This window comes from Microvirga sp. 17 mud 1-3, from assembly GCF_003151255.1.
GTDB lineage: Bacteria > Pseudomonadota > Alphaproteobacteria > Rhizobiales > Beijerinckiaceae > Microvirga.
In genome coordinates, this window is record NZ_CP029481.1 from 1,471,907 (window position 1) to 1,489,743 (window position 17,837).

At 65.0% G+C, this 17,837-nt stretch carries 19 protein-coding genes and 1 tRNA gene; 13 read left to right on the forward strand and 7 right to left on the reverse strand.

Translation table 11 applies throughout. The features are described 5' to 3' along the window. The first annotated feature begins 52 nt into the window (after nt 1-52). From C4E04_RS06855 to ribB, 4 genes are all read left to right on the forward strand, one after another. Nucleotides 53-445: a hypothetical protein gene (locus tag C4E04_RS06855; RefSeq protein ID WP_109596115.1), complete on the forward strand. Its 393-nt coding sequence runs from the start codon at nt 53-55 to the stop codon at nt 443-445. Nucleotides 446-841: 396 nt separating this feature from the next. Beyond that, a complete protein-coding gene (locus tag C4E04_RS21620) occupies nt 842-3,100 on the forward strand; it encodes a cadherin domain-containing protein (RefSeq protein ID WP_109596117.1) in 2,259 nt (752 codons plus the stop codon). A gap of 265 nt (nt 3,101-3,365) precedes the next feature. Continuing rightward, on the forward strand, nt 3,366-4,481 hold the full coding sequence (gene aroC / locus C4E04_RS06865; RefSeq protein WP_109596119.1) for a chorismate synthase: 1,116 nt from the start codon (nt 3,366-3,368) through the stop codon (nt 4,479-4,481). A 79-nt stretch (nt 4,482-4,560) separates the two neighbouring features. Further along, nucleotides 4,561-5,850 (forward strand): 3,4-dihydroxy-2-butanone-4-phosphate synthase, encoded by a 1,290-nt coding sequence (gene ribB, locus C4E04_RS06870; RefSeq protein ID WP_174219258.1) that lies wholly within the window; start codon nt 4,561-4,563, stop codon nt 5,848-5,850. Between the two features lie 3 nt (nt 5,851-5,853). Here the strand turns inward: ribB and C4E04_RS06875 are convergent, their stop codons facing one another. Then, nucleotides 5,854-6,795, reverse strand: a complete 942-nt coding sequence (locus C4E04_RS06875) for a histone deacetylase family protein (protein ID WP_109596121.1) — start codon at nt 6,793-6,795, stop codon at nt 5,854-5,856. 269 nt (nt 6,796-7,064) lie between these two features. Here C4E04_RS06875 and C4E04_RS06880 point away from each other — a divergent pair, with 269 nt between their 5' ends. After that, on the forward strand, nt 7,065-7,652 hold the full coding sequence (locus tag C4E04_RS06880) for a L,D-transpeptidase (protein ID WP_109596123.1): 588 nt from the start codon (nt 7,065-7,067) through the stop codon (nt 7,650-7,652). A 31-nt stretch (nt 7,653-7,683) separates the two neighbouring features. Here the strand turns inward: C4E04_RS06880 and C4E04_RS06885 are convergent, their stop codons facing one another. Together C4E04_RS06885 and C4E04_RS06890 are read right to left on the reverse strand one after the other, a co-directional pair. Next, nucleotides 7,684-7,875, reverse strand: coding sequence for a hypothetical protein (locus C4E04_RS06885; protein WP_109596125.1), 192 nt, complete (start codon nt 7,873-7,875; stop codon nt 7,684-7,686). A 204-nt stretch (nt 7,876-8,079) separates the two neighbouring features. Next, entirely contained in the window at nt 8,080-8,568 is a 489-nt protein-coding gene (locus C4E04_RS06890) for a MarR family winged helix-turn-helix transcriptional regulator (protein WP_371682038.1), read from the reverse strand. A gap of 238 nt (nt 8,569-8,806) precedes the next feature. Between C4E04_RS06890 and C4E04_RS06895 the strand changes: the two genes are divergently transcribed. The 3 genes from C4E04_RS06895 to C4E04_RS06905 are packed head-to-tail and all read left to right on the forward strand — an operon-like array spanning nt 8,807 to nt 11,908. Next, nucleotides 8,807-10,015, forward strand: coding sequence for a DUF898 family protein (locus tag C4E04_RS06895; protein ID WP_162559304.1), 1,209 nt, complete (start codon nt 8,807-8,809; stop codon nt 10,013-10,015). 52 nt (nt 10,016-10,067) lie between these two features. Continuing rightward, nucleotides 10,068-11,129, forward strand: coding sequence for a M48 family metallopeptidase (locus C4E04_RS06900; RefSeq protein WP_109596131.1), 1,062 nt, complete (start codon nt 10,068-10,070; stop codon nt 11,127-11,129). Then, complete coding sequence (locus C4E04_RS06905) at nt 11,129-11,908, forward strand: DUF1499 domain-containing protein (protein WP_109596134.1); 780 nt, start codon at nt 11,129-11,131, stop codon at nt 11,906-11,908. The genes C4E04_RS06900 and C4E04_RS06905 overlap by 1 nt, the downstream gene beginning before the upstream one ends. Nucleotides 11,909-11,914: 6 nt before the next feature. Here C4E04_RS06905 and C4E04_RS06910 read toward each other — a convergent pair whose 3' ends face one another. Beyond that, on the reverse strand, nt 11,915-12,826 hold the full coding sequence (locus tag C4E04_RS06910; RefSeq protein WP_109596135.1) for an MBL fold metallo-hydrolase: 912 nt from the start codon (nt 12,824-12,826) through the stop codon (nt 11,915-11,917). A 118-nt stretch (nt 12,827-12,944) separates the two neighbouring features. Here C4E04_RS06910 and C4E04_RS06915 point away from each other — a divergent pair, with 118 nt between their 5' ends. Next, entirely contained in the window at nt 12,945-13,553 is a 609-nt protein-coding gene (locus C4E04_RS06915; protein ID WP_109596137.1) for a biotin transporter BioY, read from the forward strand. 83 nt (nt 13,554-13,636) lie between these two features. Here C4E04_RS06915 and C4E04_RS06920 read toward each other — a convergent pair whose 3' ends face one another. Beyond that, nucleotides 13,637-13,921, reverse strand: coding sequence for a hypothetical protein (locus C4E04_RS06920; protein WP_109596139.1), 285 nt, complete (start codon nt 13,919-13,921; stop codon nt 13,637-13,639). Between the two features lie 198 nt (nt 13,922-14,119). On the opposite strand from C4E04_RS06920, the gene C4E04_RS06925 reads away from it, so the two are divergent. Then, the gene (locus C4E04_RS06925) at nt 14,120-14,440 is read left to right on the forward strand and encodes a PepSY domain-containing protein (RefSeq protein WP_109596141.1); all 321 of its coding nucleotides are present in this window, start codon (nt 14,120-14,122) and stop codon (nt 14,438-14,440) included. Between the two features lie 60 nt (nt 14,441-14,500). Beyond that, nucleotides 14,501-15,202 (forward strand): hypothetical protein, encoded by a 702-nt coding sequence (locus tag C4E04_RS06930; protein ID WP_109596144.1) that lies wholly within the window; start codon nt 14,501-14,503, stop codon nt 15,200-15,202. Nucleotides 15,203-15,231: 29 nt separating this feature from the next. Here C4E04_RS06930 and C4E04_RS06935 read toward each other — a convergent pair whose 3' ends face one another. Together C4E04_RS06935 and C4E04_RS06940 are read right to left on the reverse strand one after the other, a co-directional pair. Further along, nucleotides 15,232-15,633, reverse strand: a complete 402-nt coding sequence (locus C4E04_RS06935; protein WP_109596146.1) for a DoxX family protein — start codon at nt 15,631-15,633, stop codon at nt 15,232-15,234. A 298-nt stretch (nt 15,634-15,931) separates the two neighbouring features. After that, nucleotides 15,932-16,008, reverse strand: a tRNA-Pro gene (locus C4E04_RS06940). A gap of 273 nt (nt 16,009-16,281) precedes the next feature. Between C4E04_RS06940 and C4E04_RS06945 the strand changes: the two genes are divergently transcribed. Further along, a complete protein-coding gene (locus C4E04_RS06945) occupies nt 16,282-16,575 on the forward strand; it encodes a hypothetical protein (protein WP_162559305.1) in 294 nt (97 codons plus the stop codon). 225 nt (nt 16,576-16,800) lie between these two features. Beyond that, nucleotides 16,801-17,808 (forward strand): hypothetical protein, encoded by a 1,008-nt coding sequence (locus C4E04_RS06950; RefSeq protein WP_162559306.1) that lies wholly within the window; start codon nt 16,801-16,803, stop codon nt 17,806-17,808. Nucleotides 17,809-17,837 lie beyond the last annotated feature (29 nt).

A 17,837-nucleotide genomic window follows, 5' to 3' on the forward strand; every position in this document is an offset into this window, starting at 1 on the left:
ACGAGGAAAATATGCTCTTCGTGGAACAGAGTTTCACGAAGAGGAGGCGCCGTTGCGCCGGATTGCCATTGCGCTGACGGGGCTCGCGCTCCTCACGGCGCCAGCATTTGCCGAAACCCTGGAGCGTACCGTCAAGGCCAACAGCCGCTCGGCCATCGGCGGGTTCCTCAGCTATGAAGTCGATACCTGCTACGCGGCGGATATTCCGGACGTGAAGGTCCGGCAATCCCCGGCACACGGCACCATCCAGATCCTCCCGCACGAGCAAGCCCTGAGCCAGGATTCCCGGTGCCCTGGCAAGAAAGTCCGCGGCCTCGCCTATGTCTACACGCCGCAGCGTGGCTACAAGGGCGCCGACGAAGTCGTGCTCGATGTGCCCTGGCGCTCGAACGACCTCAACCCTCCGACGACCCTGACCTACACCTACCGGATCCGCGTGGAATAGGGCTTCCCGGTGGAGGCGGTGACGCACGACCTTGTGGCATCTTTTCTTTGCGAAAAGGGAGGGTAGGGGCAATGATGCTCGGAGCACGGGTGCCATGCATCACCCAAACAGCCTTCCCGCCGGGCGGTTTGGCTCCCTGGGCAGACGCACAGATGAAGGGCCTGCCGGTCATTAGGGTGGAGGTTTGATCGCTAAGGAGGGTGCAGTGCGGGCCTCCCTTGCTTCCGTCGCGGAGTTCCTTCTGGCTCCTGGAGACCTTTCCGATCCTGGGGCGGCTGGGCTAGGCGGACCTGCGCCATCGCGCCGCCGGGCGTGACCTTGCGGGATCCGGCGTGATCCATTAACGATACATCATATCGTTAATGGGACTTGTCCCCTCCGCCTCGGAGACGCCGCATGGCCACTACCTATATCGTGACGCCCCAGACCTCCCTTGAGACGACGGCCGACAATACCCCGGCCCGGCCGATGGACGGGGCCGATCTGCTCTTCGTCGACGCAGGCGCCTATATCAAGGCGAACGGGGCGGGGTCATTTGGCGTCTATGTCCAGACCGCCGCGACAGCCGCCGCTCCGACGAGCCTTACAATCAATGGTGAGGTCTACTCCAAGCAGGATGCTGCGATTGCCTCAGCCGGTCCTTCGCACATCGTTATAGGGGCAGGCGGGAATGTTCACTCAGACTTGAACCGGGCGTTCTCTTTAAAATCGAGCACCGTCAGCCTCATCGGCTCCTCGATCATTGAGAACTCGGGCCTTGTCTCAGGCTCTGACGGGGCACCCGTAATCGCATTCTCCGGTGACCGGTCAACCGATAGCCTCGTGCTGACCAATACGGGAACTATCGAGAATCTAGTCTCGGTCCTGCATCCTGACACGATGTCGCTATGGAGCATTTACGCCTCGCTCGGGGATGACGTGATCACCAACAGCGGAACGATCAAGGGCGCAATTCACCTCTCAAATGGGAACGATACGTACCATGGGGAGCAGGGTAGTGTTCTCTTCGGGTATATCTTTCTGGGAGAGGGGCAGGATAGTGCCTATGGCGGGGCCGGCACCGAGGTCTTCTTAGGTGGCTTCGGCGACGACCTGATCGACGGCGGCGGCGGCCTCGACACTGTCGCCTTCGACCAGGCCGCGACGGTCGACCTGCGCCTCACCACCGCGCAGAACACCGGCGAGGGGATGGATACGCTGATCCATATCGAGAACCTGCGCGGGTCGGACGGAAAGGACACCCTCATCGGCGACGAGGGCGCCAACCGCCTCGAGGGGCGACACGGTGACGATACCCTGACCGGCAATGGCGGCAACGACGTCCTCCTGCCCGGAGCGGGCAACAACGTCGTGGATGGCGGCGCCGGCATCGATACGGTCTCGTATGAAGACCGAACATATGGCGTGATCATCGATCTCAGCCTGGCGGGGCCGCAGGCGGTCGGGCCGAACCATACCGATACGCTGCAGAACATCGAGAACGTCATCGGCGGAGAAGCCGGCGACCTGCTGAAAGGCGATGCCGGCGACAATGTCCTGACCGGGGGCAAAGGCGACGACACCCTCGACGGCCGCGGCGGCGTCAACACGGCGGTCTTCTCCGGCAAAGCCGCCGATTACTCTATTCAAAGCCTGGAGGGGGGAGGACTCTTTTTCAAGGTGCAGGACAAAGTGTCCGGCCGCGACGGCACCGATACGCTCAGCAACATCCGCTTTGCCCAGTTCGCCGACAAGACGCTCACGCTCTACAATTCCCCGCCCGATCAGCTGGCGCTGTCGGCCTCCTCGGTGGCCGAGAACACTCCGGCCGGCACGACGGTCGCCATGGTCTCGGCCACGGATATGGACGGCGATGCCATCACCTATGCGCTGACCGATCCGACCGGCACGTTCAAGATCGACGGTACGAAGCTCGTGCTGCTCAAGGCGCTCGATTACGAGACCGGCCCGCACGCCTACGAGCTCACCCTCATGGGCGTGGACTCGTATGGCGCCACCTCCGTTCGCACAGTGACCTTCGCCGTGACCGACGTTGACGATACGCCTGCTCCGCCCCCGGCCAACGGTGGTGGCTCGTCTGGCGGAGGCGGAGGCGGTTCGTCCGGCGGGGGCGGAGGTGGCGGCACGCCTACCGGCCCGGTGGCGCTGAGCCTGCGCGGCACGTCCCGGGCGGACCGGCTCACCGGCGCGGACGGCAACGATGTAATCAAGGGCCTCGCCGGCAACGATGTGCTCAAGGGGCTGGCCGGCAACGACAAGCTCTACGGCGGGGCCGGCAAGGACGTGCTGTATGGCGGCGCAGGCCAGGACATCTTTGTGTTCGATGCCAAGTTCAACAAGAAGACCAACCTCGACAAGATCGCCGACTTCAATGTGAAGGACGACACGCTCTGGCTGGAGAACAGCCTGTTCAAGGCCAACAAGAGCCTCTATGCGGCGATCAAGAAGGGCAGCGAGGCCAAGCCGGCGAAGATGGCGAGCAAGTTCTTCACGGTGGGCGACAAGGCCAAGGATGCCAACGACTTCTTCATCTACGACAAGAAGACGGGCGTGCTGTCCTATGATGCCGACGGGTCCGGGTCGAAGGCAGCGGTGGAGATTGCGACCCTCAAGAAGGGCCTCAAGCTGACCGAAAAGGACTTCTTCTTCGTCTGAGGGAGACCCTCAACCGGCTCTCCTCCCCCTTGTGGGGAGGAGGTGGAGAGGGGGGTGCCAGCGCAGGACTGGATCCAGCTTAGCGCTCACACCCCCACCCTGACCCTCCCCACAAGGGGGAGGGGATCGCATTCCGCTTGGTCCCAAGGGTGCATCTCACCCTTCGCCGGAGGATTGGGCGGGAGAGCTGGATCGCCATTTCGCCATGTCGCGCGTGACTCACCGGCGCTTTGGCTCTAAGAGGCCCTGAACCTCAGTCAGTGCCATGTCCCACAACACCTTCGGTCACCTCTTCCGCGTCACCACCTTCGGCGAGAGCCACGGCCCGGCCCTCGGCTGCGTCATCGACGGCTGCCCGCCGATGATCCCGCTCGACGTGTCGGAGATCCAGGCGGAGCTCGATCGCCGCCGGCCCGGCCAGTCCCGGTTCACCACCCAGCGGCGCGAGCCGGACGAGGTGAAGATCCTCTCGGGCGTCTTCGTGGACGAGCGGACCGGACGGCAGGTCACGACCGGGACGCCCATCGCGCTCCTCATCGAGAACGTGGACCAGCGCTCGAAGGATTATTCCGAGATCAAGAACAGCTACCGGCCCGGCCATGCGGACTTCACCTATGACGTGAAGTACGGCATCCGCGATTACCGGGGCGGCGGGCGTTCCTCCGCGCGCGAGACCGCCGCGCGGGTCGCGGCGGGCGCTGTCGCCCGCAAGGTCCTGCCCGGCGTGACGATCCGCGGTGCCCTCGTGCAGATGGGCCCGCACCCGATCAACCGGGACCGCTGGGACTGGGACGAGGTGGGCCGGAACCCCTTCTTCTCGCCTGACGCGGAGGCGGCCGCCTTCTATGCGGATTATCTCGACGGCCTGCGCCGGGAAGGCTCCTCCATCGGCGCCGTGATCGAAATCGTGGCCGAGGGCGTGCCCCCGGGGCTCGGCGCTCCCATCTACGGTAAGCTCGACTCCGAGCTCGCCTCCGCGCTCATGTCGATCAACGCCGTCAAGGGCGTCGAGATCGGAGACGGTTTCGCGGCCGCGGCCCTGCGGGGCGAGGAGAATGCCGACGAGATGCGCCCCGGCAATGCGGGCGCGCCGACCTTCCTGTCGAACCATGCGGGCGGCGTGCTCGGCGGCATCTCGACGGGGCAGTCCCTGGTCTGCCGCTTCGCCGTGAAGCCGACTTCGTCGATCCTTACGCCGCGGTCCAGCGTCACCCGCTCCGGCGGAGAGGCGGAGGTCCTCACCAAGGGTCGGCATGACCCCTGCGTGGGCATTCGCGCCGTTCCGGTCGGGGAGGCGATGGTGGCCTGTGTTCTGGCTGACCAGTTCCTGCGCCACAGGGCGCAGGTGGGGCAGTCGATCCCCTGGCCATTCCAGAATTGAGTGTCGTTCAATTCTGACATGTGCAGGCGGAATGGAAATTTAAGTAGCACTTAAATCTGGCCTCGGTTAAAACCGGGGCATGAAGCTTGCCGATTGGCTGTCCCGTAAACGTGTCTCCCGGGTGGAATTCGCCCGACGGATCGGCGTCACGCCGGCGGCCGTCACGCAGCTGTGCAACAACGACCATGCCTGGATGTCCCGGGATACCGCCGCGCTCATCGCGCGGGAGACCCGCGGCGCCGTCACTCCCAATGATTTCCTGCCGACGCCCCTGAAGGAGGGTCGCATGCTCCATTCCGTCACCGAAGCCATCGAGGCCTTCGCCCGGGGCGAGATCGTCATCGTCACGGACGACGACGACCGCGAGAACGAGGGCGACCTCATCGTCGCGGCCTCCCTCTGCACGCCCGAGAAAATGGCGTTCATCATTCGGAACACCTGCGGCATCGTCTGCGCGCCGCTCACGGCTGCCGAGGCGCGGCGCCTTCGCCTCGATCCGATGGTCGCCTCCAATGACGCGCCGCTCGGCACCGCCTTCACGGTGACGGTGGACGTGAAGCATGGCCTCACGACCGGCATTTCGGCCGAGCAGCGCACCAATACGGTGCGGGCGCTTGCCAACAACAATATGGGCGCGGGCGATTTCGTGCGTCCGGGCCATGTCTTCCCGCTCGTCGCCAAGGATGGCGGCGTGCTCATGCGCTCCGGCCATACGGAAGCCGCCGTCGATCTCTGCCGCCTCGCCGGTCTGCCGCCCGTGGGCGTGATCTGCGAACTCGCCAACGATGACGGCACGGTCATGAAGGGCGAACAGATTTCGGCTTTCGCCGAAAAGCACGGGCTGAAGCGCATCTCGGTCGCGGACCTCATCGCCTATCGGCAGGCGCGGGAGAAGCTCGTCGAGCGCATCGCGACCTTCCCGGTCGAGACCGAGTGGGGCACCCTGACGGGCTACGCCTATTCGACGCCCTTCGACAGCGTCCAGCACATGGCGCTGGTGCATGGCCGCATCGGCGACGGCACCGACATCCCCGTGCGCCTTCATCGGGCCAACGCCCTGACGGACGTGTTCGAAGGCGGCAAGACCATCGCGGCCGCCCTGAGGCGCTTCGCCAAAGAGGGCAAGGGCGTTCTGGTCTATCTGCGCGACGGCACTGCCGGCGTGCCGACCACGAGCTTCTCCGACAGCGAGAGCACCGCGTCCGAAGCCATGCGCTCCAGCCAGTGGCGCGAGGTGGGCCTTGGGGCACAGATCCTGAAGGATCTCGGCGTCGTCTCGATCCGCAACCTCGCGACCACGAGCAGGTCCTATGTGGGCTTGAGCGGTTTCGGGATCGAGCTGCTGGGCGAGGAATCCCTCGACCAGTAATGATCAGATCCGCACGTCCCGGCCCATGAGCGCATCCATATGGGCCGCGGTGGATCTCGACAGGCCCTCGAGGTCGTAGCCGCCCTCGAGGACCGAGACGAGCCGTCCGCCGCAGAACCTGTCCGCCAAGTCCATCATCTTCACGGTCGCCCAGGCGAAATCGGCTTCCGTGAAGTTGAGGCTCGCGAGCGGATCGCGCCAATGGGCGTCGAAGCCAGCGGAAATTACGATCAGGTCCGGCGCGAAGGCCTCGATGCGCGGCAGGACGAGACTTTCCATCGCGTCACGGAAGACGGCGCCATCGCTGCCCGGTGCGAGCGGCGCATTGACAATGGTGTCGCATTCGCCGCGCTCGGAGGCCGCTCCTGTTCCGGGATAGAGCGGCATCTCGTGGGTCGAGCAGTACATCACCGTCGGGTCGCGCCAGAGGATGTCCTGGGTGCCGTTCCCGTGATGCACGTCCCAATCGAGAATCGCGACCCGTTGCGCCCCGTGCCGGCTTTGGGCATGGCGGGCCGCGATGGCCGCGTTATTGAAGAAGCAGAAGCCCATGGCCCGGGTCCGCTCCGCATGATGCCCCGGCGGACGCATGGCCACGAAGGCATTCTCGACCCTGCCGGTCATGACCTCGTCCACGGCCAGGACGGCCCCGCCCGCGCCGCGGAGCGCCGCCTCGAAGGTGCCGGGAGACATGACGGTATCCTCGTCGATCCGGACCAGACCCTCCCGGGGGGCGATGTCGCGCAGTCCCACCACGTAATGCTCGGGATGGGCGAGGGTCAGGCTTTCCATCTCGGCCATGGGGGCCTGCTCGCGGATGAGCGATGCAAATCGCTCCTTCTCCAGCACGCCCTCGATGGCGCGGATGCGCTCCGGCCTTTCGGGATGCCCGAGGGGCGTCTGGTGATCGAGGGCGGCCGGATGGGTAATGTAGAGCGTGGACATGCTGGAACGGGAAATCCTGGGATCGCGGAGGATCGGCGCCAGTACTGTCGCAGCCCCAGGGGCACGTGTCCATCAAGGGACCGCGAAGCATCCATATCGTAGCGTCAACGGTGTGGATGTTCGACAGAGCGGGTCGCTGTTGTTGCGACGCAACACACTTGCGGCAAAAGCCGTGGCATGGTGGACGAATCATCCCAATGAAGTATGGGACCTTTGCCGTATTGCCGCGTTACCCAACCGGCTCCAGAGGCCCTTCAAGAGCTTTGACCATGCGTCTTTCAAGCCTATCCCTCGTCTTCGCCGCCGCGGCGGTTCTCGCCGGCTGCACGTTCAAGGGCGTTCCCGACCCACAGGTTTCGTCCCGCGACAGCGAATGGATGGCCTTGGTCCCGAAGGCTCAGGAGGATCTGCGCTACGGGCGCTACCTGATGGACGACCCGACGGGCGAGGCGCCCGGAACGGTGGTGGTCGATACCAAGGAGCGGTTTCTCTACTACGTGATGCCCGGCAAGAAGGTGATCCGCTACGGCGTCGCAGTCGGCGACGAGGCCTATGGCTGGACCGGGACGGCCCGAGTCGCCCGCAAGGCCGAGTGGCCGGACTGGAACCCGCCGGCCGAGATGAAGGCGCGCTGGCCGCACGTGAGGTTCACGAAGGGTGGTCCGGAGAACCCCTTGGGCGCCCGGGCGCTTTATCTCTTCGAAGGGAACAAGGATACGCTCTACCGCATCCACGGCACGAACGAGCCGGAGAAGATCGGCCTTGCCGTCTCGTCCGGTTGCATCCGGATGCGCAACATCGACGTGGTCGATCTCTACAACCGCGTCGACGTGAACGCGAAGGTCATCGTCCGTTAAGGCGGGGGGTGGCCTCCCGCCTTCAGGATCGTCAGTCCGTCATCGCTTCCTTGCGAAGGATCGCCGGAAGCTCGTTCGGCTGGGGGCGCGGGCTCTGAAGGCTCGCCGCCTGGACCGCAGCCGCGAGGGCCGGGAGCGCAACGGGCTTGAAGGCCGGCTGCTGAGGCCGCTCGGCAGGACGGTTGAGCTGTTGGGGGTCACGTTCGGCAATTGGCGTCGTCACAAGAATTCTCCCTGGGAAGCAGTCCATTTTAGGACTTGCCACCATGAACCCGACCCTCGGGGCTACTTCGGGGCCAAGTCATGGTCATTTGCTGGCTGGGCCGGACATGGCAGGCATAGCCTTAATTGCAGGTGAACGCGGACGCGCTCAGGTGGCCGCTCGGGGCAGGGCTGATAGGGCCTAGTTAACGGGATCGGGCGGAGTTCAGCGCCCGGTCCGGGTGAGCGTTTCCTCTTCGGCCGCCCGTGCCCGGTCGCGCCAGGCCAGAACGATGCGCTCCAGGTCGGCCAGATCCTCCGGGGGCAGGGATCCGAGGGTGCCCTCTACATAGGAACGCTGTGCCGCGATGCCGCGCTCCGCGAGCGCGCGCCCCTTTGGTGTCAGATAGAGGGCGTTGGACCTGCGGTCTCCCGGAATGGCGCGACGCTCCACCAGATCGGCCTCCACCATCCGGTCGAGGAGGCCCGATACGTTGCCCTTGGTCACATAGAGACGCTCGGCCAACTCCTGCTGGCTGAGGCCCTCCTGTTCGGTCAGGGTGGAGAGCAGGTCGAATTGTGGAATGGAGAGACCCAGGGCCTTGAGTTCCGTCGCGACCGTGTTCGTGGCGCGCCGGTGCAGCCGGATGAAACGGAACCAGACCCGGAGCGGATCGACGGCGGCGTGCGCGGGAGGCGGAAAGGGGGACGTCAAGGGCACCATATCCTCACGATTCAGGATAGTTTACTTCGGAACCTTTTGTCTCGTCACCCGCGATCCCGAAACGATGATGCCCCCGATGGGGCAGGCTGTGGATGGGGGGTAAGGCTTAGCTCAAGGGAATTTCCCTGACAATGTTCTTGTTATAGAGTTTCGATAGATTTCCGAGGTTCGCCCAATGACCGCTTCTCTCGCTTCCGAACACGCCCCTCCGGCGGTCGGATCCGCGCCCATGTCCTTCTCAGGCCGGGGAGGCGAGTTCCTGAGGCTCCTCGTCACCGGCAGCCTTTTCCAGATTCCGACCTTCGGCTTCTATCGGTTCTGGCTCCTCACGAAGCTGCGTCGGCATCTGTGGTCCAACACGCAGGTTGCGGGTGAGAGCTTCGAGTATATCGGCTCGGCCAAGGAGCTCCTGATCGGTTTCCTCATCGCCCTCGCGGTCCTGACGCCGATCTATCTCGGATATTTCATTCTCGGGCTGATCCTCGAGGAGCAGCAGGCGCTGGCCAGCCTGCCGCTCGTCCTGATCCTCTATGTACTTGCCCATTTCGGCGTCTATCGCGCCCGCCGCTACCGCGCGAGCCGCACGGTTTTTCGCGGCGTCCGCTTCTGGATGACGGGGCGCGGCTGGGCTTACGCCTTCCGGGCGATCCTGTGGGACATCGCGACGGTCCTGACCCTCGGTCTTGCATTGCCCTGGGCCTCCGCGTCGCTCGAACGCTACCGGATGCGGCACACCTATTATGGAAATGTTCAGGGGGATTTCGTCGGGACCGGCTGGACCCTGTTCAAGCGCGGAATAGGGCTGTGGGCGCTCGGACTCGCCTTGACCATCGGCACTCCGACGATCTTCGCCCTCATGCCGAAGCGGGCGCCCGAGACGGCGAGTTTCTGGGGGATCCTCGTTCCGTTGTCGGTCGTCCTCGTGTTCCTCGCGCTCTGGCCCATCGCAATGGCCATCTTCGCGCGCTGGCAGCTGGAGGGCGTCCGTTTCGGACAGGCCGCAATATCCAGCGATCTACGGATCGGCGCCTTCTACGGCATCTTTCTCAAGACGATCCTCTCGGCGCTGGCCTTCGTGCTTTGCTTCGGCCTTGTGGTCTGCGTCATCGGTTATGTCTTCCGGGAGGCGCTGATTCCCATGCTGGGCAGCTTCAACGCGATCCTGACGCAAGGCGAGGCGGATGCCTCCGACCTGGGGACGGAACTGGCGAATGCCGGGATCGTGGTCGCGGTGGGGATGCTGGCCTATCTCGTCCTGTTCCTCGGCCTTGGCGTCATCCAGCGCTATTTCATGGGCCGTGGCCTATGGGCGGTGATCGTCGGGTCCCTGTCCGTCTCGAATCTCGAAACCCTCGCCAGCGCCGTTGCGGCGGGGCGTCCCGCTGGGGTTCTGGGCGAAGGCCTTGCGGACGCGCTCGACTTCAACGTAGGGATCTGAGGCGTCCGGGGCGCGATTTCACCGCGAGGCGCGGCCGGGCAGGGGATTTACCATGGCGACGGCAGTGTTTTACGACGGGGCTGTCGCCCGCCGCAGATCCGTTGCGATCAGGGTCTCGGCCTCCAGCCTCGACATCGAGGAGGCGGGCGAATGGATCGCTTCCTGGCCAGTCGGGAAGGTCCGGCGCGCGGATGCGCCTGAGGGGGTGCTCCGGCTCATTCTCGAGGGCGGGGCCTCGCTCGCCCGCCTCGATATCGGCGATCCGTCCGATCAGGCCGCGGTCAGGCTCCATTGCAAGGCTCTCGACGGGACCGACGCGAAAGAAAAGACCGGTCGCATCCTCTTCTGGTCCCTGGCCGCCGCCGTCTCGATCATCCTCTGCGTCTTCTTCCTCGTCCCCCTCATGGCCGAGCGTATGGCGCCCCTGATCCCCATGTCCTGGGAACAGCGCCTCGGTCGCGCGGTCGATAACCAGGTCCGGTTGGTCTTCAGCGGAAAAATCTGCGCTGATCCTGGCGGTTCGGCCGCTTTGGCGACGCTCACCAAGTGGCTGAGGAATGTCCATTCCCTGCCGACCGATGTGGATATTCTGGTCGTGGATTCGTCAGTGCCGAACGCCATCACGCTTCCGGGCGGCCGGATCTATCTGTTCCGGGCCCTCCTCGACCGGGCCGAAACACCCGACGAGATCGCGGGCGTGCTGGCTCACGAGATCGGTCATGCGCGCCATCGCGACAGCCTGCGCAAGCTGATTCAGGCGGGCGGCACGTCCTATCTCTTCGGCCTGCTGTTCGGCGATGTCACCGGCGGCGGCGCCCTCGTGCTTGCCAGCCGGATGCTGGTCGACAATGCCTATTCGCGGGAAGCCGAGATGGCGGCGGATACCTTCGCGGGAGAGACTATGACGGCCCTTGGCCGGCCTGCTGGCGCGATGGCGCATCTCCTCAAGCGCATCGAGGGGAACGAAAGCAGGATTCCGGCATTTCTCTCCACCCATCCGGTCACCGATCGGCGTCTTTCGGCTCTCGAACGGCTCGTTCCGGCTCAGGCTGGGCCGCCGCTTCTTGCCGATGAGGAGTGGCGTGCGCTCAAAGAGATTTGTAAGACGTCCTGATGCGACACCTGATCATCGAGGAACCCTATTCACGACCGGCAAAATGGTCGCCCGCCGTCGCGTGGTTCGCGCTCGCGGCCACGGCCATCGCGGCTGGCCTGGTCCGCTTCGGCTGGATCGATTACCAGTCCGGTCTCGTGGCCCTCGCGGCCGGAATTCTGGTGGCGGTACTTGCGGTCGCGCTGGCCTTTCTGGCCTTCATCCGGATCTGGCAGGAGGGACGGCGCGGTCTCGGCTATGCGGTGAGGGGGCTCATCGTCGCCGGGCTGGTGCTGGCCTACCCGGCCTGGATGGCCATGAAGGCCGCCACCCTGCCGCCGATCACCGACGTCAGCACCGATACGGAGGACCCGCCGACCTTCTCCCGGTCTCGGGCTGCTCTGGACGCAAGAGGCGGCCGTGTGCCTCCGGATCCCTCTCCCGAGGTGCGGGAGGCCCAGCGGAGTGCCTATATCCGCATTGCACCCCTGACTCTCGATATCGCGCCCGATCAAGCCTTCGAGGTGGCGCGCAAGGCGGCCGAGCGGCTCGGCTGGCAGATCATCGAGGCGGTGCCCCCCGGCGGACGCATGGGGACCGGGCGCCTGGAAGCGGTGGACCGGACCTTTCCTCTGAAGCTGCCGGAGGACGTGACCGTGCGGATCAGGCCCCGGGTCGACGGGACGCGCATCGACATCCGCTCCGCGTCGCGCCTGGGCTCCCACGATCTCGGGACGAACGCGGCGCGCATCCGCGCCTTCCTGGACGAGACAGCCAATCAGGCGCTTGCGATCGATTAAGCAGGGTCAGGCGAGCCTGTATTCGCCGTCGAGGGAAGGCGGACCTTCCGTAGTCACCGCACCCCGGGCCACCAGATCCTCCAGGTGGGCGAAGACGGACAGTCCCGCGGCCCCGATCAAGGCAGGCTTGAGACCCTGATAGATGGCAGCCACGATGGCTGGAATTGTCCGGTCCCCCGCCGCGAGCCGGTTGAGAATGGACACCTCGCGCTGGCGGCGGTGGTGGGCGAGGGCGCGCACGAAACGCTGTGGCTCCCGCACCGGCCCGCCATGGCCCGGCCAGTAGAAGCGCTCGTCCCGTCCGCGCAGTTTCTCCAGGGATGCCATGAAGTCGCTCATGGAGCCGTCCGGCGGGGCGATCACGGTGGTGGACCAGGCCATCACGTGGTCCCCTGAGAACAGCGCATTCTCCTCCGGCAGATGGAAAGCCAGGTGGTTCGCCATATGGCCGGGGGTCTCGACGGCCGTCAGGCTCCAGCCCTGGCCCGAGATCCGGTCTCCCTCGCGCATCTCCTCGTCCGGAACATAGTCCCTGTCGGAGCTCGCCTCGAGGAAGTTGACCTCCTCGGCCGCCAGGGCGCGGGCGCTGCGATGCGGGCCGCAGCCGACGAGGCGTGCTCCTGTCGCGGCCACGATGGCCCGTGCGGCCGGCGAATGATCCCTGTGGGTATGGGTGACGAGGACGTGGGTCACGGTCTCGCCCCGTACGGCAGCAAGCAGCGCTGCGACATGCTCCGGGCTGTCCGGCCCCGGATCCAGGATGGCGACCTGGCCCCGGCCGACGATGTAGCTGCAGGTCCCCGTGAAGGTGATGGGCCCTGAATTGTCGGCGACGATTCGGCGGACCAGGCGGCTCAGGCGTACGCATCGTCCGGGGCTGTCGGGAGGGGTCGCGTCGAAGGTCAGGTCATCCGCCATGGACTTGTCTCTCCCGGTGTCGGCAGCCGGACCGGCTGCGGCTTGAGACGTTCGCACGAGCCACCTATAAGGCGTCCGGAACCGCCTGCGAATGGCGGAACGATCTGGAGATCTCTCGATGACGACTGGCGTTACGCCCCTTGCCTCGCCGTCCACCCTGGTGGGCCTGCTCTGGCCTTCCCGGAACGATGCCCGCTTCGCCGCCCTTCGCGCCATTGTGCTGATGGTCGCGGGTACGGCGCTCCTGACGATCTCGGCGAAGGTGCAGGTGCCTCTGCCCTACGTGCCGATGACCATGCAGACCATGGTGGTCCTCCTCATCGGCGCGTCCTATGGCTGGCGCCTCGGCGGCGCCACTGTGGCGCTTTATCTCGCCGAAGGCGCCATGGGCATGCCGGTCTTCGCGAACACGCCGCCGCTGCCGGCCGGGATCGGCTATTTCTTCAGCCCAACCGGAGGCTTCCTCTTCGGCTTCCTGGCCGCCGCCCTCGTGATGGGCGCCATGGCCGAGCGGGGTTGGGACCGTTCCCTCGGCCGGGTCGTCGTCATGATGACCATCGGCCATGCGGTGATCTTCGCCGTGGGTCTTGGCTGGCTGTCCGCCATGATGCCCTTCGCCAAGGCCTGGACCGTGGGCGCTGCGCCCTTCGTGGCTGCAACAATCGTGAAGACGGCGCTCGCCGCCGCCCTGATGAAGGCGGCCTGGACCTTCACCCGCCGGGGCTGACCGCCTCGAACTGTCCTGCGATAACGAAAAGCCGCCCAACCGGGCGGCTTTTTTCATGGGAAAGTCTGGCGCGGGACTGTGCGTCAGCCGGCCGAATGCACGACCTTGAGCTTCGGACGCGCCGAGCCATGGCGGAACGTCAGGTCGACGAAGCCCTCCTGTTCCTGATCTTCAACGACATAGTAGCCCATCTGCCGAGCGATGGCGCGGACCTGATCCAGGTTGTCGCGCCCGATTCTCCGGCTGAACTCGGGCCGCCCCGAATCCATCAGCACCGCCAGCATTCCGATCTCGACGCCCTGGTCGAATTCCTCACCGCGCCCGGGAAACCTGAGGCGCAAGCCGTTGTCGAGATGGATATGGCGCATGTCGTCAGCCCCCGCGCACCTTGATCCGGCGCTTTTTGACCTGTCCTGTCTAGCCTTCTCAATCCGTAAGGAAAAGGCGTCAAGCACGCGCAGCGCGCGGAGACGGGCAGGAATCCCGTAACCGTGACCGTGCGGGACGGAACCGCCGAACCTGTCGCACATTAGGCACAGGAGATATTCAACCGAAAGGCTCGTTTCATGCGTCTTCTTTTCGCCGCCGCGGCCGTCGCCCTGCTGAGCCAGGCGGCCGTCGCCCAGACCCAGACCGAGCAGAATCCGGGTCTCAACCCGGCGATCAATTTCAAGCCCAAGGGCAGCCCCGAAAGCACCGGGGCCGTAGCGCCAGGCGCCAACAGCTTTACGGAGGGGCAGGCCCGCTCCCGTATCGAGGCGCTGGGCTTCAGCGACGTGTCCGACCTGCGCAAGGACGACCAGGGCATCTGGCATGGCAAGGCGCAGCGAGACGGCAGAAGCGTCGAGGTGATGCTCGATTACCGCGGCAACGTCGCGTCGAAGTAAGTCCGCCAGGGCACAGGTCCCGGCAAACGTCGCAGCGCTGCCATCTCAGGAGATTTCTTTATGGCCCGAAACACGATCACGGCTTTTTATGACAATTACGACAGCGCGGCGCGTGCCGTCTCCCGTCTGGAGGCGGCCGGAATCCCTCACGAAGAGGTCAGCGTCGTGGCGAGCAATGCCAACGATGCTTATTCGCGCCATGCGACCCGCTCCTTCGACACGGACGCGGACAGGAACGATGCGACCGGAACCGCCGCCACCCTCGGGACGCTCGCTGGCGGTGGCGCGGGTCTGCTCGCCGGCCTTGGAATGCTCGCGATCCCGGGGCTCGGCCCCGTTGTCGCGGCGGGCTGGCTGGTTTCGACCCTTGTGGGAGCAGGCGCCGGGGCTGCCGTCGGTGGCTTGGTGGGCGCTCTGGTGGATGCGGGCGTCAATGAGGAGGAGGCGCAGGTCTACGCTGAGGGGATTCGTCGCGGCGGCGCCCTGGTGACGGTCAGGATCGAGGAGGCCGAGATGGGCCGGATTATCGACATCCTCGACGACGAAGGGCGGGTCGATATCGAGGAGCGCCGCAGCGCCTGGCAGGCCGACGAGTCGGACGAGCCGGCGCCGCCGATCGGCGCTGCCGCATCGACCACTACGGGCCTGACCACGGACATGATGCCGAACCCGCTCGACGAGACGGACCCGGCGCGTACCGAAGTCGAGATGGAGGACGAGCGCGTGCGGCGCCTCAAGGAACAGGGGCTCGGCCGGACCTGACGCACCGCGCGCTTGCAGGCAGGCGCCGCTCACGCGCCTTGCCGGCGCAGGTTGTCCAGGCTCCAGGCGCCGCTGCCGGCCGTGAAGATGTAGAGAAACACGAAGCAATAGAGAATGGCGGCATCGCCGCCGTTCAGCACCGGAAAGAAGCTGCGCGGCGCATGCGCCATCCAGTAGGCGACAGCCATCTGCCCCGACAGAAGGAAGGCGACAGGACGTGTGAACAGGCCGAGCGCGAGCAGCGCGCCGCCGACGAGCTCCAGAACGCCCGCGATCCACGACAGGCTCATCATCGCCGGGCCCGGGTTAGGCGAGGCCGGGAAGCCCAGGAGCTTCTGGGTGCCGTGAGCCATGAAGATGAGCGCCGCAACGATGCGCAGGATGCCGAGCGCGCGAGGGGCCCAGACATGCGTGAGGTGGGCGTTGGTCATGAGGACAATTCTCCCGATCAGAAGGGGTGCCGAAAATTTGGTTCGGCCATCCGCTTAAGGCCCGGTTCCTCTCGCGGCCAGTGCGACCGCATCCCTCTCCAGTAACGAATTGCTTACCACGATCCGAACGGGCTTTGATCTTACGGCATGCTGACGCGTTGATCCTGCACAACGCGTACAGGAGTAAGCCATGACGATCCTCGACCCCCTGACCGGCGAACTCGTGACGATCGACATGCCCCCACGGCCCCGGAGCCGTTGAGACAGATTGTCCCTGATTGAACTTGCGGGAGAAGAATGGTCGGAGTGGCAGGATTTGAACCTGCGACCCCCACGTCCCGAACGTGGTGCGCTACCAGACTGCGCTACACTCCGACATCACGACATGGCACGGCGGCCAGATCGGAAACGCCCTCGCGGGCGAGTGGTGGTCCCTATCACGCGAAGCCGGCAGTAATCAAGGCACTCTTCCCGCCCGCGGATGAGGCCTTGCCGGATTGCGACCGGTCCGGCTGGCATGCGACGCGGCCGTAGTGCGCGCAGCTCAATACAATTTTCATTGCCCGAAAACTCTACGAGAACTTGTTTACCTTTGGGCAAGCGGTGCCGTTATATTGCAAGTTAAGTATAATCGCCGGGGGAAACGACGTGTCCGAAGAGGAAGTAGAGCTTGTTGCGGAATTGCTCGCTAGGGTCGGCGGCGCCTGGTATCCCGAGCGGACGAAACCGGCCCTGAGACCCGTGAGCAACCGTCATCGCGAGGTTGCACGCCTCATCCTCGATGCGGTCGAGCGATCGAAGGCGGCTGAAGAAGAGGCCCTGGAGACAGGCTCTCCCTCCGATGCGACACCGGAGGGCCGGGCCTTCAGCTTTGCCGGAGAGGACCAGCTCCATGTGGGCGCGACCGTCGTGTATCGCCCCCTGGTGAGAAGAGAGCGCTGACCTGCCGTATCGAGCGGATGGAGCATGGTCGGGCTTTTCTTGTCCCGGCGCAGCGGGAGGTCGGCTGGGTGTCTGTTCACACACTCCTGCTGCTGGATTCCTGAAGGCCTTTGCGCAGCATCTTCGTATGCTGAAGTCGTCACCGTCTCTCTGCAGACCGTTTTACGGTTCGTTTTACAGGCGGCTCTATCGTGAAATCATAAAAGACAGGGCGCGGGGGCGGAATTGTCGGAAGAAGAAGTCGAACTTGTCGCAGAGTTGCTCGCCAAGATCGGCGGCACCTGGAACCCGGAGCGGACGCAGCCGGCATCGCGGATCGTCGGCAATCGCCATCGGGAGGTTGCACGGCTTGTTCTCGATGCGGTCGAGCGCTCCAAGGCGACCAGCCGCGACGTCGAGGAGGATGTCGTATCCGGCGAAGCTTCGGAGGACGATGCGGTCCGCGATGCGAAAGGCAATCGTCTCTATGTCGGCGCGAATGTCGTGTATCAGCCCCCCGGCGACAAGAGGACCCTGGCCTGCCGTGTCGAGAAGATGGAGCAGGGCCGCGCCTATCTGGTTCCGACCCAACGGGAAATCGGTTGGGTCTCCACCCATACGCTCCTGCCGCTGAAGCCCATTCGCGAGGCCGGAGCACCGGCACGCCAGCCGTCGCCAACGGCGACGGAAGTCGGCGGCATTGCTCCTCAGGCGGCCGCTCCCATCAGCGAGCCCATTCTGTTCAACCCCGCCCTGCCCATGAAGATTGGGGATGCCTCTGTCAGGGTGCAACACTTCTTCAGCTCGATGGGAGATTGGATCGCCTTCCGGCGCTATCCCGGCGATCGCTACCTGTTCGATCGAAAAGGCAACTGGATCGGCTGGTTTCCATGGGGCGACAACGACATCGTGGATCTCAACGGCCAGTATCTGGGCACCGTGATGGATGGGAACCGGATCTATCGGAAGATATCGCCTGATCCGGGAAAGCGTGAGGCGGGCTTCATCGTGCATCCGGGTCGCAGCGGCTATGCAGGTTATCCGGGCTATACCGCGCATTGCTTGCCCCCATTCGGATTCAAGGATCTCGACATGTCGAAGATCCCGATGGGGCGTCGATTCTGGCTGAAGAGCTACGGCCGGGGCGATGCTGCCCAGAATCCGAGCCTGTTCTATGCGCTGCTGTCGAAGATCGGCCTCGGTTCATTCGCAAGCTGGCTCGAGCGCATATTCCGGCGCGGGAAGAAGCCGTAAAGCGCACCACGCGAGATCCGGCCGGGCGC

Bases quoted from the DNA above. Each gene is read 5' to 3' on its own strand.
- aroC (WP_109596119.1), top strand. From the start codon at position 3,366: ATGTCCCACAACACCTTCGGTCACCTCTTCCGCGTCACCACCTTCGGC.
- C4E04_RS06920 (WP_109596139.1), bottom strand. From the start codon at position 13,921: ATGCGCCATATCCATCTCGACAACGGCTTGCGCCTCAGGTTTCCCGGG.
- C4E04_RS06880 (WP_109596123.1), top strand. From the start codon at position 7,065: ATGCGTCTTTCAAGCCTATCCCTCGTCTTCGCCGCCGCGGCGGTTCTC.
- C4E04_RS06925 (WP_109596141.1), top strand. From the start codon at position 14,120: ATGCGTCTTCTTTTCGCCGCCGCGGCCGTCGCCCTGCTGAGCCAGGCG.
- C4E04_RS06895 (WP_162559304.1), top strand. From the start codon at position 8,807: ATGTCCTTCTCAGGCCGGGGAGGCGAGTTCCTGAGGCTCCTCGTCACC.
- C4E04_RS06900 (WP_109596131.1), top strand. From the start codon at position 10,068: ATGGCGACGGCAGTGTTTTACGACGGGGCTGTCGCCCGCCGCAGATCC.
- C4E04_RS06935 (WP_109596146.1), bottom strand. From the start codon at position 15,633: ATGACCAACGCCCACCTCACGCATGTCTGGGCCCCTCGCGCGCTCGGC.
- ribB (WP_174219258.1), top strand. From the start codon at position 4,561: ATGAAGCTTGCCGATTGGCTGTCCCGTAAACGTGTCTCCCGGGTGGAA.
- C4E04_RS06910 (WP_109596135.1), bottom strand. From the start codon at position 12,826: ATGGCGGATGACCTGACCTTCGACGCGACCCCTCCCGACAGCCCCGGA.
- C4E04_RS06905 (WP_109596134.1), top strand. From the start codon at position 11,129: ATGCGACACCTGATCATCGAGGAACCCTATTCACGACCGGCAAAATGG.
- C4E04_RS06875 (WP_109596121.1), bottom strand. From the start codon at position 6,795: ATGTCCACGCTCTACATTACCCATCCGGCCGCCCTCGATCACCAGACG.
- C4E04_RS06915 (WP_109596137.1), top strand. From the start codon at position 12,945: ATGACGACTGGCGTTACGCCCCTTGCCTCGCCGTCCACCCTGGTGGGC.
- C4E04_RS06930 (WP_109596144.1), top strand. From the start codon at position 14,501: ATGGCCCGAAACACGATCACGGCTTTTTATGACAATTACGACAGCGCG.
- C4E04_RS21620 (WP_109596117.1), top strand. From the start codon at position 842: ATGGCCACTACCTATATCGTGACGCCCCAGACCTCCCTTGAGACGACG.